At 65.0% G+C, this 17,416-nt stretch carries 15 protein-coding genes and 1 pseudogene; 11 read left to right on the forward strand and 5 right to left on the reverse strand.

Annotated features, from left to right (window positions below):
• Positions 1 to 44: 44 nt before the first annotated feature.
• Entirely contained in the window at positions 45 to 806 is a 762-nt protein-coding gene (locus ACFQX9_RS20930; protein WP_317244448.1) for a hypothetical protein, read from the forward strand.
• 219 nt (positions 807 to 1,025) lie between these two features.
• On the opposite strand, the gene ACFQX9_RS20935 is transcribed toward ACFQX9_RS20930, so the two are convergent.
• The 3 genes from ACFQX9_RS20935 to ACFQX9_RS20945 form a co-directional block, all read right to left on the reverse strand.
• Complete coding sequence (locus tag ACFQX9_RS20935; protein WP_085352817.1) at positions 1,026 to 2,321, reverse strand: MFS transporter; 1,296 nt, start codon at positions 2,319 to 2,321, stop codon at positions 1,026 to 1,028.
• 106 nt (positions 2,322 to 2,427) lie between these two features.
• Positions 2,428 to 3,624, reverse strand: coding sequence for an acetyl-CoA C-acyltransferase (locus ACFQX9_RS20940; protein WP_085352818.1), 1,197 nt, complete (start codon positions 3,622 to 3,624; stop codon positions 2,428 to 2,430).
• A 142-nt stretch (positions 3,625 to 3,766) separates the two neighbouring features.
• Complete coding sequence (locus ACFQX9_RS20945; RefSeq protein WP_018459221.1) at positions 3,767 to 4,537, reverse strand: enoyl-CoA hydratase; 771 nt, start codon at positions 4,535 to 4,537, stop codon at positions 3,767 to 3,769.
• 151 nt (positions 4,538 to 4,688) lie between these two features.
• Here ACFQX9_RS20945 and ACFQX9_RS20950 point away from each other — a divergent pair, with 151 nt between their 5' ends.
• Positions 4,689 to 5,228, forward strand: a complete 540-nt coding sequence (locus ACFQX9_RS20950) for a PaaI family thioesterase (RefSeq protein ID WP_085352819.1) — start codon at positions 4,689 to 4,691, stop codon at positions 5,226 to 5,228.
• A 59-nt stretch (positions 5,229 to 5,287) separates the two neighbouring features.
• Positions 5,288 to 5,908 carry a TetR/AcrR family transcriptional regulator gene (locus ACFQX9_RS20955; protein WP_377790314.1) on the forward strand — a complete coding sequence of 207 codons (621 nt, stop codon included), beginning with the start codon at positions 5,288 to 5,290 and terminating at the stop codon, positions 5,906 to 5,908.
• 3 nt (positions 5,909 to 5,911) lie between these two features.
• Here the strand turns inward: ACFQX9_RS20955 and ACFQX9_RS20960 are convergent, their stop codons facing one another.
• Complete coding sequence (locus ACFQX9_RS20960; RefSeq protein WP_085352820.1) at positions 5,912 to 6,820, reverse strand: LysR family transcriptional regulator; 909 nt, start codon at positions 6,818 to 6,820, stop codon at positions 5,912 to 5,914.
• 101 nt (positions 6,821 to 6,921) lie between these two features.
• Between ACFQX9_RS20960 and ACFQX9_RS20965 the strand changes: the two genes are divergently transcribed.
• The 8 genes and pseudogenes from ACFQX9_RS20965 to ACFQX9_RS21000 all read left to right on the forward strand — a co-directional run bounded on the left by ACFQX9_RS20965 (position 6,922) and on the right by ACFQX9_RS21000 (position 16,146).
• A complete protein-coding gene (locus ACFQX9_RS20965; RefSeq protein WP_085395918.1) occupies positions 6,922 to 8,418 on the forward strand; it encodes a CoA-acylating methylmalonate-semialdehyde dehydrogenase in 1,497 nt (498 codons plus the stop codon).
• Positions 8,419 to 8,442: 24 nt separating this feature from the next.
• On the forward strand, positions 8,443 to 9,588 hold the full coding sequence (locus ACFQX9_RS20970) for an isobutyryl-CoA dehydrogenase (RefSeq protein WP_018459216.1): 1,146 nt from the start codon (positions 8,443 to 8,445) through the stop codon (positions 9,586 to 9,588).
• Positions 9,585 to 10,652, forward strand: a complete 1,068-nt coding sequence (locus tag ACFQX9_RS20975; protein WP_377790316.1) for an enoyl-CoA hydratase/isomerase family protein — start codon at positions 9,585 to 9,587, stop codon at positions 10,650 to 10,652. The genes ACFQX9_RS20970 and ACFQX9_RS20975 overlap by 4 nt, the downstream gene beginning before the upstream one ends.
• A gap of 13 nt (positions 10,653 to 10,665) precedes the next feature.
• Positions 10,666 to 11,571: pseudogene (gene mmsB / locus ACFQX9_RS20980) on the forward strand (3-hydroxyisobutyrate dehydrogenase); the annotation flags it as partial.
• Complete coding sequence (locus ACFQX9_RS20985; RefSeq protein ID WP_377790318.1) at positions 11,571 to 13,289, forward strand: AMP-binding protein; 1,719 nt, start codon at positions 11,571 to 11,573, stop codon at positions 13,287 to 13,289. The pseudogene mmsB and the gene ACFQX9_RS20985, both read left to right, overlap by 1 nt.
• Positions 13,290 to 13,769 (forward strand): MaoC family dehydratase, encoded by a 480-nt coding sequence (locus ACFQX9_RS20990; RefSeq protein ID WP_018459212.1) that lies wholly within the window; start codon positions 13,290 to 13,292, stop codon positions 13,767 to 13,769.
• Between the two features lie 236 nt (positions 13,770 to 14,005).
• Positions 14,006 to 14,923: an SDR family NAD(P)-dependent oxidoreductase gene (locus tag ACFQX9_RS20995; protein WP_018459211.1), complete on the forward strand. Its 918-nt coding sequence runs from the start codon at positions 14,006 to 14,008 to the stop codon at positions 14,921 to 14,923.
• Entirely contained in the window at positions 14,920 to 16,146 is a 1,227-nt protein-coding gene (locus tag ACFQX9_RS21000; RefSeq protein WP_083926554.1) for a TIGR03862 family flavoprotein, read from the forward strand. Before ACFQX9_RS20995 ends, ACFQX9_RS21000 begins: the two co-directional genes overlap by 4 nt.
• 9 nt (positions 16,147 to 16,155) lie before the next feature.
• Here ACFQX9_RS21000 and ACFQX9_RS21005 read toward each other — a convergent pair whose 3' ends face one another.
• The gene (locus ACFQX9_RS21005) at positions 16,156 to 17,373 is read right to left on the reverse strand and encodes an MFS transporter (protein ID WP_377790320.1); all 1,218 of its coding nucleotides are present in this window, start codon (positions 17,371 to 17,373) and stop codon (positions 16,156 to 16,158) included.
• Between the last annotated feature and the right edge of the window lie 43 nt (positions 17,374 to 17,416).

The following is a 17,416-nucleotide window of genomic DNA, read 5'->3' on the forward strand; positions in this document are numbered from 1 at the left end:
CGCGCTCGGGCCGGTCGACGCCCGTCGCTGAGCGGCGCGTGCACATGCGATCGCATTTCGGTTGCGACGACACGCGTTCGTTCTCTGCGAATATCTATCTCCGCCGCTACGTCTGGGCTATGAGGACTGCAGAAATCGGCCCGCTAATGAAGCCACTTTTGGCCGTTCTTTTAGCCGATTTCAGCCAAACTGTTATTGGTTTCTCATTGCCGGGGCAGGGATCTTCAATTTGGAGCCCTGCAATGTTCAAGGCGGTTCTTTCTGCGTGTCTCTTGGTTGCCCTCAGCTCCGTCGCTTCCGAAGCACGGACTTATCGCATTCATCAAGTACCTGAATGCAACGTCACGATGCCCTGCGACTTCTCATATGCGCAACCGCGCCGTGAGCGGACTTCCCGGTCCCCACTGAATCCCAGGTCCTCGCTACAAGCCTATCGCGCGACGCAATTGACAGTGACCGACGCGGGCGGCGCCCCGACGACGAGCATCTCCAGCGCCCGCATCGTCGGCAGTCGTCCGGCAGGGTGTCCTTCCTCCTTCTGCGGCTGCGGCGCGGCTCTGCGCGTGTTCGGCCGTATCGTGCCGGAATTGAATCTTGCGGCCAATTGGCTGCGCTTCCCGCGGACATCACCCGCACCGGGAATGGTCGCAGCGCGACGTGGACATGTATTCGTCCTCGAGCAGCATTTGGAAGGGGACACCTGGATGGCGTACGACGCCAACTCGGGCGGACACGCGACGCGAATGCATGCGCGTTCATTGCGTGGCTATACGATCGTCAACCCGCGCGGGGGGTCCCTCGCCTGAGCGGCCAGCCGACATAATTGCGACGCATGAACATCCGCAAGGCGTCTGTTGACGGTTACGGCAGGTTCGCCTTGCTGATTTTCGATCTGCGACGGCTGGTCGCGCTTTATTTCAGGTACGTCTTCCGCAATCGAGCGGCACCCCGAACCCGGACGACCCGCCTCGTGTCGGGCGGATCGGTGACGCCGCATTTTACGGCGTCACCGGCACCATCAGATACTAAGCCATCGCCGCTTGCGGCTTCGGCTTCGGTTGTCGCGACAGCGTCAGCACGATCAGCGAGGCGAACACGCAGAGCGCGCCGGCGATGAAGAAGGCGGGCAGGTAGCTCTGATAGACCGTCCGCGAGAGACCGGCGCCGAAGGCAGCGGTGCCCGCGCCGAGCTGGTGGCCTGCAAAGATCCAGCCGAACACCAGATTGGCGCGCTCAGGTCCGAATTTCTGCGCGGTCAGGCGCACCGTGGGCGGCACAGTTGCAATCCAGTCGAGCCCGTAGAACATCGCGAAGATCGAGAGCCCATAGAACGAGAAATCGCTGAAGGGGAGGAAGATCAGCGAGAGCCCGCGCAGGCCGTAATACCAGAACAGCAAATAGCGGTTGTCGTAGCGGTCCGAAAGCCATCCCGACATGATGGTGCCGAAGAAGTCGAAGATGCCCATTGCAGCCAGCAAGCCCGCGGCCTGCACCTGCGGGATGCCGAAATCGAGGCACATCGGAATCAGATGCACCTGCACGAGGCCGTTTGTGGATGCGCCGCAGACGAAGAACGTCGCAAACAGGACCCAGAACGCGCTGCTCTTCGAGGCCTCGCGCAGCGTGCCGAGTGCGACGCCGGTGATCGAGCCATGGCTGATGGGCGGCGCTGGCAGGGGTGTGGTGCCTTCGTCGCCGAACGGGCGCAGGCCCAAATCGCTCGGACGGTCGCGCATCGCGAGCAGGACCGCGAGGGCGGAAACACCAAGTGCGATGCAGACGAAGCCGAGCGCAAGCCGCCAGCCGAAGCGTTCGGTGAGGCTTGCCAGCAGCGGCAGGAACACGAGCTGACCGGTGGCGACGCTCGCGGTCATGATGCCGACGACGAGGCCGCGCCGCGCCGCGAACCAGCGCGTCGCGATGGTAGCGCCCAGCACCAGCGCGGTCATGCCGGTGCCGATCCCGATCACGACGCCCCACAGCGCGACGAGCTGCCAGACCTCCGTCATGCCGAGCGAGAGCACCAGCGCCGAGACCACGATGAGCTGCGCGGTCAGCGTGACATTTCGCAGGCCGTAGCGGTTGAGCAGGGCCGCCGCGAACGGCGCCATCAGCCCGAACAGGATGAAGCGAATCGACAACGCCGACGAGATCTCCGCCGTGCTCCAGCCGAATTCCTTCTGAAGCGGAACAATGAAAACGCCGGGCGCGCCGACCGTGCCGGCGCTGATCAGCGCGGTGAGGAAGGTCACGCCGACCATCACCCAGCCGTAGTGGATATTGCGGCGGCCGAGTGTTGCCGCGAGCCAGTTCGAGATCATTGGGCCTCAATCTTGATGGGCAGGCGAGAGCCTGCGCAAGTTTTCAGAATGGCACGGGACGCGTCTGTCGGAAATGACGGAGTTCCCTCATTTCCGGACGTTCTCGTCAGTGCGTCAGGCGCTCTACCGCGATCGCAGTAGCTTCGCCGCCGCCGATGCAGAGCGCGGCGACGCCACGCTTGAGGTTTCGCGCCTCGAGCGCATGCAGCAGCGTCACGATCAGCCGTGCGCCGGTGGCGCCGATGGGATGGCCGAGCGCGCAGGCGCCGCCGTTGATGTTGAGCTTGTCGCGGGGAATGCCGAGATCGCGCTGGGCCGCCATCGCCACCACGGCGAAGGCTTCGTTGATCTCGAACAGATCGACATCGCCGGCATTCCAGCCGACTTTGTCCAAGAGCTTGCGGATCGCCGGGATCGGGGCCGTAGTGAACCATTGCGGCTCCTGGCTGTGGGTGGTGTGGCCTTTGATCACGGCGAGAGCCGGCAGGCCGCTGCGATCGGCGAGCGAGCGCTTCGTCAGAACCAGCGCAGCGGCGCCGTCGGCGTTGGCGGAGGAGGCCGCCGGCGTGATGGTGCCGTTGGCGCGGAACGCCGGCTTCAGCCCGGGGATCTTTGCGGGATCGACCTTGAGCGGATGTTCGTCATTGGCGACGATGCGGGGGCCGGCCTTCTCACTCAGCGTGATCGGCGCGATCTCGGCCTTGAACGCACCGCCCTCGACCGCCTTGCGTGCGCGGCTGAGCGTTTCCATCGCAAAGGCGTCCTGGTCCTTGCGGGTGAACTGATAGGCTTCTGCGGTGGCCTCGCCGAAATCGCCCATGGAGCGGCCGGTCTCGTAGGCGTCTTCGAGGCCGTCCATCATCATATGGTCGATGATGCGATCATGGCCGGCGCGATAGCCGCCACGCGCCTTGGCGAGCAGATACGGCGCGTTGCTCATGCTTTCCATGCCGCCGGAGACGACGATCTCGGCCGAGCCGGCGCAAATGATGTCGTGCGCCAGCATGGTCGCTTTCATGCCGGAGCCGCAGACCTTGTTGACAGTAGTCGCGCCGGTGGCATCGGGTAGGCCGGCGGCCCGCGCCGCCTGGCGCGCGGGGGCCTGGCCCTGGCCGGCGGGAAGGACGCAGCCCATGAAAACCTCGTCGATTTTCTCCGGCGCAAGCTTGGCACGCTCCAGTGCCGCGCCGATCACGTGCGATCCGAGCTTGTGCGCGGCCAGCGGCGAAAGCTCGCCCATGAAGCGGCCGAGCGGTGTCCGGACGGCGGAGACGATGACGACGGGATCGGCGGCTTCGGCCATGGGTGAGACTCCGTGAGATGCCAACTATGTAAGATTACGGTCATCATATGATGCGGCGCAAAAAATGCAACTGCGCGGGGCATGAGAAATTGTCGTAGGTCGGATGAGATTTGCTCGTTCGATCGGACGAGGTGGAGAGCGCCTACCGCTTCCGATTCACAAACGCGCCCATCAGCCGCGTCGGCTCGTCCGTCAGGAACGACTCGCCGAAGACTTTGACGCTCAAATTTACCGACTCGGTCAGCGGCAGCTCCTCCCATTGCCGCAGCAATGCCTTCTGCGACCGCAGCGCCTCGGGGCCGCATTCGAGCAGGGCCTTCACGAGGTGCTCGACCTCGGCATCGAGCCCACCCTCCGGCGCGACCTTGTCGACCAACCCCCAGGCCAGCGCCGTCGGCGCGTCGATGTTCTCAGCGGTCATCACCAGCCAGCGCGCGCGGGCCCACCCGATCAGGCGCGGCAGCAGCGCGGCATGGATCACCGAGGGAATGCCGACCCGCACCTCCGGCATGCCGAAATGCGCATCACGGGCGGCGATCCGGAAATCGCAGGCCGCGGCGACTTCGAGCCCGCCGCCGAGGCACCAGCCGGGCATGCGCGCGATCATAGGGGCCGGGAAGGCGCGCACGGCCTCGCAGAGGTCGCGCAGGCGGCTGATGAAGGCCTCGGCGGACTTCTGGTCGAGCTTGGCCATCTCCTTGATGTCGGCGCCGCCGATCATGCTCTTCTCGCTCTGGCCGCGCAGCACCACGACCCGGATGCTGCGGTCGGACGAGAGCTGCTGCAGGCCTTCGCGCACCGCATCGGTGACGGGCGAGCTCAAAATGTTCAGCGAGCCGGCATTGCAGATCGCGACATGAACGACGCCGCGCGCATCGCGCGTCACCCCGCAGTGGTTGTTGAGCATTTCCATGAGAGGATCTCTGAGCTTCGTAGACGTGCGAATACGCCGGTCAGGTCACACTTCCGGGCCGAAACGCATTGCTTGTCAAGCCGGCGGGGAGGGAGTTGCCAGCGCTAAGTCCGCAGCATAGTATGATGAAAATCATACAAAAGAGGCCGCGATGACCGACATCGATCAACTCGACCTGTTTTCGCCTGCGGGCCGGCGCGAGCGGGTGGTTGAATGGCAGGTGCCTGCGCCGGTTGCGAAAGTGGCGATGGGCCTGTCAGGCATGGATGCGATGCTGGGCATCCGCGACGGAAGGCTGCCGCCGCCACCCTTTGCCAAGCTGATCGGCTTCATCATGGCCGTGGTCGAGCCGGGCCGGATCGTCATGGAACTCGAGCCGCGCGAGGATCTCGAAAACACCATAGGCCTCCTGCACGGGGCCACAGCCGCCGCGCTGCTCGACACCGCCATGGGGTGTGCGATCTCGACCCGGCTGGAGCCCGGGCAGGGCTCCGTCACCCTCGATCTGAAAATGACCTTCCTGCGTCCGCTCTCGGTCCGGTCCGGGTTGATCTCCGCCGAAGGCAAGGTGATCAAGCTGGGACGCCAGGCCAGCTACGCCGAGGGATTTGTCCGCGACGGTAAGGGGGCGCTTGCGGTGCACGCAACGGCGACCTTTTCCATGATCGGCAACAATTTTACCGGGAATTAATGCGCCGTCCGGCCGATATCCGTGTTATTAGATGACCCCCGACATCCAATGAGATCCGCATGCGCTATTCCCGGGAACACAAGCAGGAAACCCACGACCGCATCGTGAAGAAGGCTTCCGTGCGGCTGCGCGAAAAGGGCGCCCACGGCATCGGTGTCGCCGACCTCATGAAGGAAGCGGGCCTGACCCATGGCGGCTTCTACGCCCATTTCGATTCCCGCGAGGCGCTGGTGATCGAGGCGTTTGGCTACGCTATGGATCGCTCGATGGAGCACTGGCGCAAGCAATCCGATCAGGTCACGCCGGAGAAGCAGCTCAGTCAGATCGTTGAGACCTATCTCTCCGCGGTGCATCGCGACAACCCCGGTCACGGCTGCTCGATCCCCGCGCTCGGCGCCGAGATCGCCCGAGAGAGCCCGAAGACGCGAAAGGCCTTTGCCGGCAAGCTCGAGGAGATGATCGAGATGATCACGGACTTCATCCCGAATCTGCCGCGCAAGGCCGCGCGCAAGCAGGCGATCGCGACGCTGGCGACCATGGCCGGCACCATGTTGCTCGCGCGCATTGCCGGCTCGAGCGAGCTGTCGGATGAGGTGCTGAAGACGGGCAAGGACAGCGCGCTGGACGGCGCGCGGCGTGAGCCGAAGGCTGCGGCGGCGAAAAAGGCGAAGCAGAGCTAGGCTTCAGAGCCCCGCAAACAACGCCCGCTCGCGCTCCACAATCTCGGAAATATAATCCGCCACCGCGCGGATGCGTGCGAGGTCCTTGCTGTCAGCGTGCATCAGCATCCAGAAGGTGCGGGTGATCGAGACCTCTTCCGCCAGCACCGCAATCAGCTGCGGATAGTCGGCCGCCATGAAGTGTGGCAGCACGGCGATACCGAAGCCGGCGAGCGTGGCGTTGAGTTGCGCGATTAGATTGGCGCTGCGCAAGCGTGCGGAGATCTTCGGCGACACCTGCGGCAGATAGTCGAGCTCGGGCGTGAACAAGAGCTCCTCGATATAGCCGACAAAGCGATGCTGCGGCAGCACCTCGCGCGAGGTGATTTTCGGGAAGCGTTCGAGATAGGCGGGCGCGGCATAAAGTCCGAGGCGGTAGTCGAGCAGTTTGCGGCCGACGATGCGGCCTTCCTTCGGCATGGTCAGGCTGATGGCGATATCGGCCTCGCGCTTGGAGAGGCTGAACAGCCGCGCGGTGGCCACCAGTTGCAGGTCGAGATCGGGATACCGGTCGGCGAACTGAGCGAGCCGGGGCGCCAGGAAGGCGGTGCCAAATCCGTCTGGCGCGCCGATCCGCACCGTGCCGGTCAGCCGCGCCACGGAGCCACCGACCTGCTCCTGGTTGGCGACGATGGTCGATTCCATCGCTTCCGCGCTGTCGGCGACGCGCTGGCCGGCCTCTGTCAGCAGGTAGCCGGTCTTGCGCCGGTCAAACAGCTTGGCCGAGAGGTGCTTCTCCAGCCGGTCGACGCGGCGGATCACGGTGGCATGGTCGACGCCGAGCTGTTTTGCCGCAGCCGAAACCGAGCCGCCCCGCACGATGGACAGCACGAAGCGGAAGTCGTCCCAGTCGATAGCGCCTTGATCCAGCATTTTCGCACATCTATGGTGCATTATCTCAGACTTGAATCCTATAAAATGCAGGTCGATAGGATTTGTCAAAGTGTTCAAGCTCGCCTCAAGGAGACCATTCCATGCGTTCAGTCGGACATTTCATTGGTGGCAAGGAGGTCAAGGGCACCTCGGGCCGCACCGCCGACGTTTTCGAGCCGATGACCGGTGACGTTCAGGCCAAGGTGGCGCTGGCGTCCAAGGCCGAGGTTCGCGCCGCCGTGGAAAACGCCCGCGCCGCGCAGCCGGAATGGGCCGCGACCAACCCGCAGCGCCGCGCTCGCGTCATGATGAAGTTCGTCGAGCTGGTGCAGCGCGACTACGACAAGCTGGCCGAACTGCTTGCCCGCGAGCATGGCAAGACCGTTCCTGACGCCAAGGGTGACATCCAGCGCGGCCTCGAGGTCGCGGAGTTCGCCTGCGGCATTCCGCATCTGATGAAGGGCGAGTACACCGAAGGCGCCGGCCCCGGCATCGACATCTATTCGATGCGCCAGGCGCTCGGCGTCGTCGCCGGCATCACGCCGTTCAATTTCCCGGCGATGATTCCGATGTGGAAGTTCGCTCCTGCGATTGCCTGCGGCAACGCCTTCATCCTGAAGCCGTCGGAGCGCGATCCCGGCGTGCCGATGATGCTTGCCGAACTGATGATCGAGGCGGGCCTGCCGCCCGGCATCCTCAATGTCGTCAACGGCGACAAGGAAGCGGTCGACGCCATCCTCGACGATCCCGACATCAAGGCCGTCGGCTTCGTCGGCTCCACCCCGATCGCGCAATACATCTACGAGCGCGCCGCCCAGACCGGCAAGCGCTGCCAATGTTTTGGCGGCGCCAAGAACCACGCCATCATCATGCCGGATGCCGACATGGACCAGGCAGTCGACGCACTGATCGGCGCCGGCTACGGTTCGGCCGGCGAACGCTGCATGGCCGTGTCAGTCGCGGTTCCGGTCGGCAAGGCCACTGCCGACCGCCTGATGGAAAAGCTGGTCCCGCGCGTCGAGAGTCTCAAGATCGGCACCTCGATCGATCCCTCCGCCGATTACGGTCCGCTGGTGACGCGTGAGGCGGTCGAGAAGGTCAAGGGCTATATCGACATCGGCATCAAGGAAGGCGCGACGCTCGCCGTCGACGGCCGCGGCTTCAAGATGCAGGGCTACGAGAACGGCTTCTATCTCGGCGGTTCGCTGTTCGACAACGTCACCAAGGACATGCGGATCTACAAGGAAGAGATTTTTGGCCCCGTGCTCTCGGTCGTGCGCGCGCACGATTACAAGGAAGCGCTGGCGCTGCCGTCGGAGCATGATTACGGCAACGGCGTTGCGATCTTCACCCGCGACGGCGACGCCGCGCGCGACTTCGCGGCCAAGGTCAACGTCGGCATGGTCGGGATCAACGTGCCGATCCCGGTGCCGATTGCGTATTACACCTTCGGCGGCTGGAAGAAGTCGGGCTTCGGCGATCTCAACCAGCACGGCCCGGATTCGGTCCGCTTCTACACCAAGACCAAGACGGTGACCTCGCGCTGGCCGTCCGGCGTCAAGGAAGGCGCGGAGTTCTCGATCCCGCTGATGAAGTAACCGTCGTTGGAGCGAAGCTAACAGATGCAGTTCGCTCTGAACGAGGATCAGATCGCGGTTCGCGACATGGCGTTGGCGTTTGCGGCGGAAAAGATCGCGCCGCACGCGCTGCGCTGGGACGAGGAGAAGCATTTTCCCGTCGAGGTGATGCGCGAGGCCGCCACGCTCGGCATGGGCGGCATCTACATCCGCGAGGATGTGGGTGGCTCCGCCATGACACGGTTCGACGCGGCGCTGATCTTCGAAGCGCTGGCGACGGGCTGTCCGACCACCTCGGCCTTCATCTCCATCCACAATATGGCGTCGTGGATGATCGATGCCTACGGCAGCGACACCCAGCGCCACAAATGGCTGCCCAAGCTCTGCACCATGGAGCTGATCGCGAGCTACTGCCTGACCGAGCCCGGCGCCGGCTCGGACGCGGCAGCGCTCCGCACCCGTGCCGTGCGCGACGGCGATCATTACGTCCTCAACGGCCAGAAGCAGTTCATCTCCGGCGCCGGCGGGACCGATCTCCTGGTCGCGATGGTGCGCACCGGCGGCGATGGCCCCGGCGGCATCTCGACGCTGGTCATCGACGGCAACACGCCGGGCGTCTCGTTCGGCGCCAACGAGCGCAAGATGGGCTGGAACGCGCAGCCGACCCGCGCCGTGATCTTCGAGAACGCCCGCGTGCCGGTCGCCAACCGGCTGAGCGAGGAGGGCGTCGGTTTCAAGATCGCGATGGCGGGCCTCGACGGCGGGCGTCTCAACATCACAGCGTGCTCACTAGGCGGCGCGCAGACCGCGCTCGACAAGGCGCGTTCCTACATGAAAGAGCGCAAGGCTTTTGGAAAACGCCTCGACGAATTCCAGGCATTGCAGTTCCGTCTCGCCGACATGGCGATCGAGCTCGAGGCCGCGCGTACGTTCCTGTGGCGCGCAGCGGCGGCGCTGGACCGCAAGGATCCCGACGCCACGATGCTCTGCGCGATGGCCAAACGCTTTGGCACCGATGCCGGCTTCGAGGTCGCCAACCAGGCGCTTCAGCTGCACGGCGGCTACGGCTATCTCAGCGAATACGGCATCGAGAAGATCGTGCGCGATTTGCGCGTGCACCAGATTCTCGAAGGCACCAACGAAATCATGCGGCTGATCGTGGCGCGCAAATTGATCGAGGGCGCCCGATGAGTGGAGCGGAGGAGGGCGATCTGGTCGCATGGGTCGAAGGCTCGGCCGGATTTATCAGGCTCAACCGCCCTAAGGCGATCAATGCCGTGACGCTGGAGATGTTTCGCGACATCGACAAGGCGCTCGACCGTTTTGAGGCCGATCCCGCCGTTGCCGTGATCGTGCTGGAAGGTGCCGGCGAGCGTGGCTTGTGTGCCGGCGGCGACATCCGTGCGCTCTGGGAAAGTTCGAAGGTCAATGGTGACCTCGGCAAGATCCTGTGGCGGGAAGAGTACATCCTCAACGCCCGGATCAAGAAATTCCCGAAACCTTATGTCGCCTTCATGGACGGCATTGTGATGGGCGGCGGCGTCGGACTCTCGGCGCATGCGAGCCATCGAATCGTGACTGACCGTACGAGGCTTGCGATGCCCGAGGTCGGGCTCGGTTTCTTTCCCGACGTCGGCGGCACTTGGCTGTTGTCACGCTCGCCGGGCGAGATCGGCACTTATTTCGGCCTGACCGGCCAGACCATGAACGGCCCCGATGCGATCCATGCCAAGTTTGCCGACGCGGTGGTACCGGCGGCCAAATGGCCCGAGTTGCGCGACGCGCTGACCAAAGTTCGCCAGGGCGTCACCGCGGCCGATGTCAGCAAGCTCATCAACGGTTTTGCGACCGGGGAGATCGCGGGGCCGGTCGCCGCAAAGGAGCCGGCGATCGACGCACTGTTCGGCTTCGACCGCATGCAAGACATTTTTGCCGCGCTCAAGCGCGACGGTTCCGAGTTCGCGCTGGCGACGTTGAAGACGCTCAACGAAAAATCGCCGCGCGGCATGGTGGTGACGCTCAAGCTGCTGCGGCTCGCGCGCACCGCGTCGAGCCTGGAAGAATGCCTGGTGCGCGAATATCGGGCTGCGCTGGAAGTCTTCCGCAGCGACGACTTTCGCGAAGGCGTGCGCGCCGCCGTGATCGACAAGGACCGCAATCCGACCTGGTCGCCGTCGCGAATCGAGGACGTCACGCCGGACATGCTTGCGCACTATCTCGCCGAGATCGGCGCCGACGAATTGAAGTTCAACTAACAACGTCTTTCAAGCGGAGGAAACCAAGATGGCCACGATCGCATTCATCGGTCTCGGCAACATGGGCGGCCCCATGGCCGCCAATCTGGTCAAGGCCGGCCACAAGGTCGTCGCTTTCGACCTCGCCGAGGCCTCCCGCAACCAGGCCAAGGCCGACGGTGCCGGCATCGCAGAGAGCGCTGCGGGCGCCGTGAAAGGTGCCGATGTGGTCGTCACCATGCTGCCGGCCGGCAAGCATGTGCTCGGCGTGTGGGGCGAGGTCGTTCCCGCGATGACCAAGGGCGCGTTGATCATCGACTCCTCCACCATAGACGTCGAGAGCGCGCGGCAGGCGCATGCGCTCGCGGCCAAGCACGGCGTGCTTTCGGTCGACGCGCCGGTGTCCGGCGGCACCGGCGGAGCCAAGGGTGCGACGCTCACCTTCATGTGCGGCGGCGAGGACAACGCGTTTGCAGCGGCAAAGCCCGTGCTGGAGGACATGGGCAAGAAGATCGTGCATTGCGGCGGTGCCGGCGCGGGCCAGGCGGCAAAAATCTGCAACAACATGATCCTCGGCATTTCCATGATCGCCGTGAGTGAGGCGTTCGCGCTGGCCGAGAAGCTCGGGCTCTCGCACCAGGCGCTGTTCGACGTCGCCTCGACCTCGTCGGGCCAGTGCTGGTCGCTGACGACCTATTGTCCGGTGCCCGGGCCGGTGCCGACCTCGCCCGCCAACAACGACTACAAGCCGGGCTTTGCCTCGGCACTGATGGTGAAGGATCTGAGACTGGCGCAGGACGCCGCCAAGGCCGCCGGCGCGGCGACGCCGCTCGGCAAGCATGCGCAGGAAATCTATCAGGCCTTTGACGCAGCCGGCCAGGGCGGGGTGGATTTTTCCGGAATTATCGAGCACGTTAGGGGGCTGGCCGGGAAAGCCTAATGACGACATTTCAGGAAGCGCGCGCGTTTCTGCTTCACAACCGCACGGACTATGAGACAGCGGTCAAGGGCTTCCGCTGGCCGGATCCGGTTCCCTTCAACTGGGCGCTCGACTGGTTCGATGCCGAGCTAGCGGCGAATGCGGACAGCAAGGATCGTCCTGCGCTCTGGATCGTCGATGCCGCGCAGGATCGGCAGACCAAGCTCTCGTTCGGGGCGTTGTCGCGCCGCTCCAACCAGGTCGCCAACTTCCTCCGCGCGCAAGGCTTGAAGCGCGGCGATCATCTCCTGCTGCTGCTCGGCAATGTCGTTCCGCTGTGGGAGACGATGCTGGCCGCGATCAAGCTCGGCGTCGTCGTGATTCCCGCGACGACGCTGCTCACCGCCGACGAGCTGCGCGACCGGCTCGATCGCGGCAAGGCAAAGGCGGTGGTGGCCGCGCAGGACCAGGTTGCGAAGTTCGCAAGTCTTGGCGCCGATAATATCGTCCGCATCGTCGTGGGCGAGGCCTCCGATGGCTGGCTTTCCTATGATGACGCCGCAAGGGCGTCGGAGAGCTTTGCAGCCGACGGCCCGACCAACGCTGACGACCCGATGCTGCTCTATTTCACCTCGGGCACCACGGCAAAGCCGAAGCTGGTGCGGCACAGCCAGCGCAGTTATCCCGTCGGCCATCTCTCGACCATGTATTGGATCGGGTTGAAGCCCGGCGACGTCCATCTCAACATCTCCTCGCCCGGTTGGGCCAAGCACGCCTGGAGCTGTTTCTTTGCGCCGTGGAATGCGGGCGCGACCGTCTTTGTGGTCAACCAGCCGCGCTTCGACGCCAAGGGGCTGCTTGCCACCATTGGCCGCTGCGGCGTCACCACGCTGTGCGCGCCGCCGACGGTGTGGCGGCTGTTCATCCAGGAGAATCTTGCGTCGTTCAAGGTGGCCTTGCGCGAGGTCTGCGGCGCCGGCGAGCCCCTCAATCCTGAAGTGATCGAGCAGGTGCAGGCCGCCTGGGGCCTCACCATCCGCGACGGGTACGGCCAGACCGAAACCACGGCGCTGGCCGGCAACTCGCCGGGGCAAAAGATCAAGGTCGGCTCGATGGGCCGGCCGCTGCCGGGCTATCGCGTGCAGGTCAGCGACGCCGATGGTCATCCGGCCAAAGAGGGCGAGGTGGCTCTAGTGCTCGGCGAAAACCGCCCCGCCGGCCTGATGCAGGGCTATCAGGGCGACGACGGTGGGCTGTCCGGCGCCGAAGGCGAGCTTTATCGCAGCGGTGACGTCGTGTTCGAGGATGACGATGGCTATCTCACTTTCGTCGGCCGCTCCGACGACGTATTCAAATCCTCCGACTATCGCATCAGCCCGTTCGAACTCGAGAGCGTGTTGCTCGAGCACCAGCTCGTCGCGGAAGCTGCCGTGGTGCCGAGCCCGGACCCGATCCGGCTCGCGATCCCCAAGGCCTATGTGCTGCTGACATCCGGTGCGGAGCGTTCGCCGGAGACGGCGCTCTCCATCTTCAGGCATCTGCACACGCGCCTTGCACCGTTCAAGCGCATCCGGCGCCTCGAGATCGTCACGGAGCTGCCGAAGACGATCTCGGGAAAGATCCGCCGCGTTCAGCTGAGACGGCTGGAGCGTGACGACGACCGCAATGATGCCCTGCGCGGCCGGGAATTCCGCGAAGAGGACTTTCCGGAGCTGCCGAAAACACGGAGTGAGACCTAAGTGAACGAAGTCTGGAAGAAGCCGCCGATTTCCTTGGACGCCTATCAGGCCATGGTTGGCAAGGAGATCGGCGTGTCGTCGTGGCACCTGGTCGATCAGCCCCGCATCGACACCTATGCCGACGTGATCGAGGATCACCAGTTCATTCACGTCGACCCGGAGCGTGCGAAGAACGAGACGGCGTTCGGCACCACCATCGCGCACGGCTTCCTGACGATGTCGCTGCTGTCGATTATGTCCTACGAGGTGATGCCCGTCATCGCGGGCACCACGATGGGGGTCAATTACGGTTTTGACAAGCTGCGTTTCATCTCGCCGGTGCGCTCGGGCAAGCGCGTTCGGGGCCGTTTCGTGCTGGCGGAAGCCAAGCTGCGCAAGCCGAATGAATTGCAGTCGCGCACCAACGTCACCGTGGAAATCGAAGGCGAGGACAAGCCCGCGCTGGTCGCGGACTGGCTCGGGTTGATCTATTTCGCCTGAGTGGGCCGTCGCTGCCGGGCTTGACCCGGCAGCCCATCGCTGCTCAAAAGTTGTCCAAATCGGTGCGCTCGAACCCTCTCCCTCGCGAGAGAGGGTGGCGAAATCGAGCGGAGCGAGATGAAGCCGGGTGAGGGGTATCTCTCCACACGCTCATCTGCCGAGACAGATCCCTCATCCGGCGCTTCGCGCCACCTTCTCCCACAAGGGGAGAAGGGAAGACAGCACAAGGAAGCACAATGGCAATCAGGTTCGACGGACGCGTCGCCATCGTCACCGGCGCGGGCAATGGTTTGGGGCGCGCGCATGCGCTGGGATTGGCAAGCCGCGGCGCGAAAGTCGTGGTCAACGATTTCGGCGGCGCGCGCGACGGCAGCGGCGGCTCGCTGTCGCCGGCGGAGACCGTTGTCGAGGAGATCCGCAAAGCGGGCGGCACCGCCATGGCCGACGGCGCCGACGTCTCGAATTTCGAGCAGGTCACCGCGATGGTCGAGCGCGCCACCAAGGAGTGGGGCAGCGTGGACCTCTTGTGTGCCAATGCCGGCATTTTGCGCGACAAGTCGTTCGGCAAGATGGAAGCGGCCGATTTCCAGAAGGTGCTCGACGTGCACCTCGTCGGCACCTTCTATTGCTGCAAGGCGGCCTGGGCCGGCATGCGCGATCGCAACTATGGCCGCATCGTCCTGACGACGTCGTCCTCCGGCCTCTACGGCAATTTCGGCCAGGCCAATTACGGAGCGGCCAAGTCCGGCATGGTCGGCCTGATGAACGTGCTGGCGGAAGAAGGCCGCAAGAGCGACATCCGCGTCAACATCATCTCGCCGACGGCAGCGACCCGCATGACGGAAGAGCTGCTGCCGCCGCAGGCGCTGCAGTTGATGAAGCCGAACGCGATCACGCCCGCGGTCGAGTACATGCTGAGCGAGGACGCGCCGACCCGCACCATCATGGGCGCCGGCGCCGGCTCGTTCGCGGTGATCAAGATCGTCGAGAGCGAAGGCATCAACCTGCCGGAGTCCGAGTGGACCCCGGATGCGGTCGCGGCGCATTTCGCCGAGATCAGCGACATGTCAAAAGCGAAGGCGCTGCAGGGAGCTTTCGAGCAGACGCAGAAATACGTGGCGCAAGCCGCTGCGCGCGCCGGGGTAAAACTCTGACAGCGGTCGCCGTCATCGGCGCCGGCCCTGCCGGTCTGATGGCGGCCGAAGTGCTCGTGCAGGGTGGTGCTCGCGTCACCGTCTACGATTCGATGCCGTCCGCTGGCCGCAAATTCCTGATGGCCGGCCGCGGCGGGCTCAATCTCACCCACAGCGAACCGCTGCCTCAGTTCATCACGCGCTACCGCGAGGCGGCGCAGAGGTTGCAGGCTGCGATCGAAGCGTTTCCGCCTGACGCGCTGCGCGCCTGGAGCGAGGCGCTGGGCGAGCCGACTTTTGTCGGCTCCAGCGGGCGTGTGTTTCCGAAGGCCTTCAAGGCCTCGCCCTTGCTGCGGGCCTGGCTGCGACGCCTCGATGCCGCCGGCGTGCACTTTGCGTTTCGCCAGCGCTGGATGGGCTGGGACGGGGACGGACGACTGGTCTTTGACCCACCCGGCGGCGGAGACGGCATCGCCGCGGACGCGATAGTGCTGGCACTCGGCGGCGCCAGCTGGCCGCGACTGGGCTCCGATGGCGGCTGGACGACGATCCTGGCCGACAAAGGCGTTGCGATCTCGCCGCTGCGGCCGGCGAACTCCGGCTTCACCGTCGCATGGTCCGAAATCTTCCGCACGCGCTTCGAGGGCCAGCCGCTCAAGGGCATCACGCTCTCCTTCGGCCCACACCGCGCCCGCGGCGAGGCCATGATCACAAGCGGCGGGATCGAGGGCGGGACGATCTATGCGTTGTCGGCCGAGCTGCGCGAGGCGATCGCAGCGAACGGCGCAGCGGTCCTGCACGTCGCGTTGCGGCCGGATGTCGATCATGGCGAACTCGTCAAGCGCCTGTCCGCCTCGCGCGGCAAGCAATCCTTCTCCAACTTCCTGCGCAAGGCTGCGCAGCTGTCGCCGGTCGCGGTCGGGCTGCTGCAGGAGGCCACCATCGGTGCTGGCCAGTCGTTGTCGGCAATATCGGCCGAGCGATTGGCGGAGCTCATCAACGCCGTGCCGGTCAAGCTCACACGCGTCGCGCCGATCGCGCGCGCGATCTCCAGCGCCGGCGGGATTTCCTTCGATGAACTCGACTCGGACTTCATGATCCGCAAACTGCCGGGCGTGTTCGCGGCCGGTGAGATGCTGGACTGGGAGGCGCCGACCGGTGGCTATTTGCTCCAGGCCTCGTTCGCGACGGGAGCTGCGGCGGGCAGGGGTGTGTTGCGACGGCTCGTCCAACTGTCGTCTTGACCATCCGCATCATGACGTCCCGGTCCGGGTTGCGAGATCCGTGAGGAGGCCGAGCACGCCGAAGCTTGCCGCCACCGCGCAGACCATCGTCCAGCCGCCAAAACTCCAGGCCAGCGATGCCGCCGCCGCGCCGATGCCACCGCCAACGAAGAACAGCGCGACGAACAGGCCGTTCATGCGACCGCGGGCCTCGGGGCGCAACAGGTTGATGGCGCGGCGGCCCAGCGTCTGATCGGTGGTGATGCCGACGTCGAGCAGGATCGTGCCGAGGCTGAGTACCAGCAGACCGGTGATCTGGGATTCAAGCACGCTCGCCCAGGCACAGAGCGCAAGCGAGCCGATGATGAGCAGATGGGCGGCAACGAACATCGGCCGCGCCCGGCCCTTGTCGCCCCAGCGTCCCGCGATCGGTGTCGCCGCGGCGCCCGCCACACCGATCAGTGCAAAAGCGGCAACTCCCTTGGCATCAAGATCGAACGGCGCCTCCGGCAGCCGTAGCGCGACCGCCGACCAGAACGCCGTGAAGGAAGCCATGACAAGCGATGCCGTCCAGGCCCGCACGCGCAGCACCGGCTCTTCGCGCAGCAGTCTTGGGAAGGACAAAAGCAATTCGGCGTAGCTCGCGCGTCCAGTCGGATGAAGAGTTGGAAGGTAACGGGCGAGTGCGCCGGCAAGCAGGGCCATCAGAGCGGCCGAGACGACGTAGTATGCACGCCAGCTCCAGAGATCTGCAATCAGGCTCGCCGCAGGTCGCGACAACAGGATGCCGATCATCAATCCGCCCATCACCTCGCCGATGGCCTGGCCGCGGCGATCCGGTGCCACCATGGATGCGACCAGCGGAACCATCATCTGGATCGCCGCGCCGCAGGCGCCGAGGATGAAGGTGGCGAGCAGCAGGAGCGAGGGCGTCGGCGCGAGCGCCGTCGCGAGAGCGGCGAGGATCGCGCAGCCGAGTGTGCGGAGGATGACAAGCCGGTTCTCGACCAGATCGACCAGAGGTACGAGCAGCAGCAGGCCGAGTGCGTAGCCCAGCAAGGTCAGCGTGCTGATCAGCCCCGCCTGCCACGCCGGCATGGACATTGACCGGCCGATCAGGCCGAGCAGGATCTGCGGCGCGAACAGATTGGTGACGACGACACCGGCGGTGATCGCGCCGAGCCAGATCAGGGGCCGCTCGGCGAGCTGGTTTCGGGACGCGGGCCTGGCGGTTTCGGAGATAGTCATGGGACCTCGCAGCTGTGGCGTGGGACCCTTTAAGCGGAGCGAG

It is taken from the genome of Bradyrhizobium sp. GCM10028915 (assembly GCF_042666195.1).
In the GTDB taxonomy this organism is placed as follows: Bacteria; Pseudomonadota; Alphaproteobacteria; order Rhizobiales; family Xanthobacteraceae; genus Bradyrhizobium; species Bradyrhizobium canariense_D.

Coding starts and splice junctions, on each gene's coding strand:
- ACFQX9_RS20965 (WP_085395918.1), top strand. CDS start 6,922: ATGCGTTCAGTCGGACATTTCATTGGTGGCAAGGAGGTCAAGGGCACC.
- ACFQX9_RS20945 (WP_018459221.1), bottom strand. CDS start 4,537: ATGGAAATGCTCAACAACCACTGCGGGGTGACGCGCGATGCGCGCGGC.
- ACFQX9_RS21005 (WP_377790320.1), bottom strand. CDS start 17,373: ATGACTATCTCCGAAACCGCCAGGCCCGCGTCCCGAAACCAGCTCGCC.
- ACFQX9_RS20940 (WP_085352818.1), bottom strand. CDS start 3,624: ATGGCCGAAGCCGCCGATCCCGTCGTCATCGTCTCCGCCGTCCGGACA.
- ACFQX9_RS20930 (WP_317244448.1), top strand. CDS start 45: ATGCGATCGCATTTCGGTTGCGACGACACGCGTTCGTTCTCTGCGAAT.
- ACFQX9_RS20955 (WP_377790314.1), top strand. CDS start 5,288: ATGCGCTATTCCCGGGAACACAAGCAGGAAACCCACGACCGCATCGTG.
- ACFQX9_RS20995 (WP_018459211.1), top strand. CDS start 14,006: ATGGCAATCAGGTTCGACGGACGCGTCGCCATCGTCACCGGCGCGGGC.
- ACFQX9_RS20950 (WP_085352819.1), top strand. CDS start 4,689: ATGACCGACATCGATCAACTCGACCTGTTTTCGCCTGCGGGCCGGCGC.
- ACFQX9_RS20960 (WP_085352820.1), bottom strand. CDS start 6,820: ATGCTGGATCAAGGCGCTATCGACTGGGACGACTTCCGCTTCGTGCTG.
- ACFQX9_RS20970 (WP_018459216.1), top strand. CDS start 8,443: ATGCAGTTCGCTCTGAACGAGGATCAGATCGCGGTTCGCGACATGGCG.
- ACFQX9_RS20975 (WP_377790316.1), top strand. CDS start 9,585: ATGAGTGGAGCGGAGGAGGGCGATCTGGTCGCATGGGTCGAAGGCTCG.
- ACFQX9_RS20985 (WP_377790318.1), top strand. CDS start 11,571: ATGACGACATTTCAGGAAGCGCGCGCGTTTCTGCTTCACAACCGCACG.
- ACFQX9_RS20935 (WP_085352817.1), bottom strand. CDS start 2,321: ATGATCTCGAACTGGCTCGCGGCAACACTCGGCCGCCGCAATATCCAC.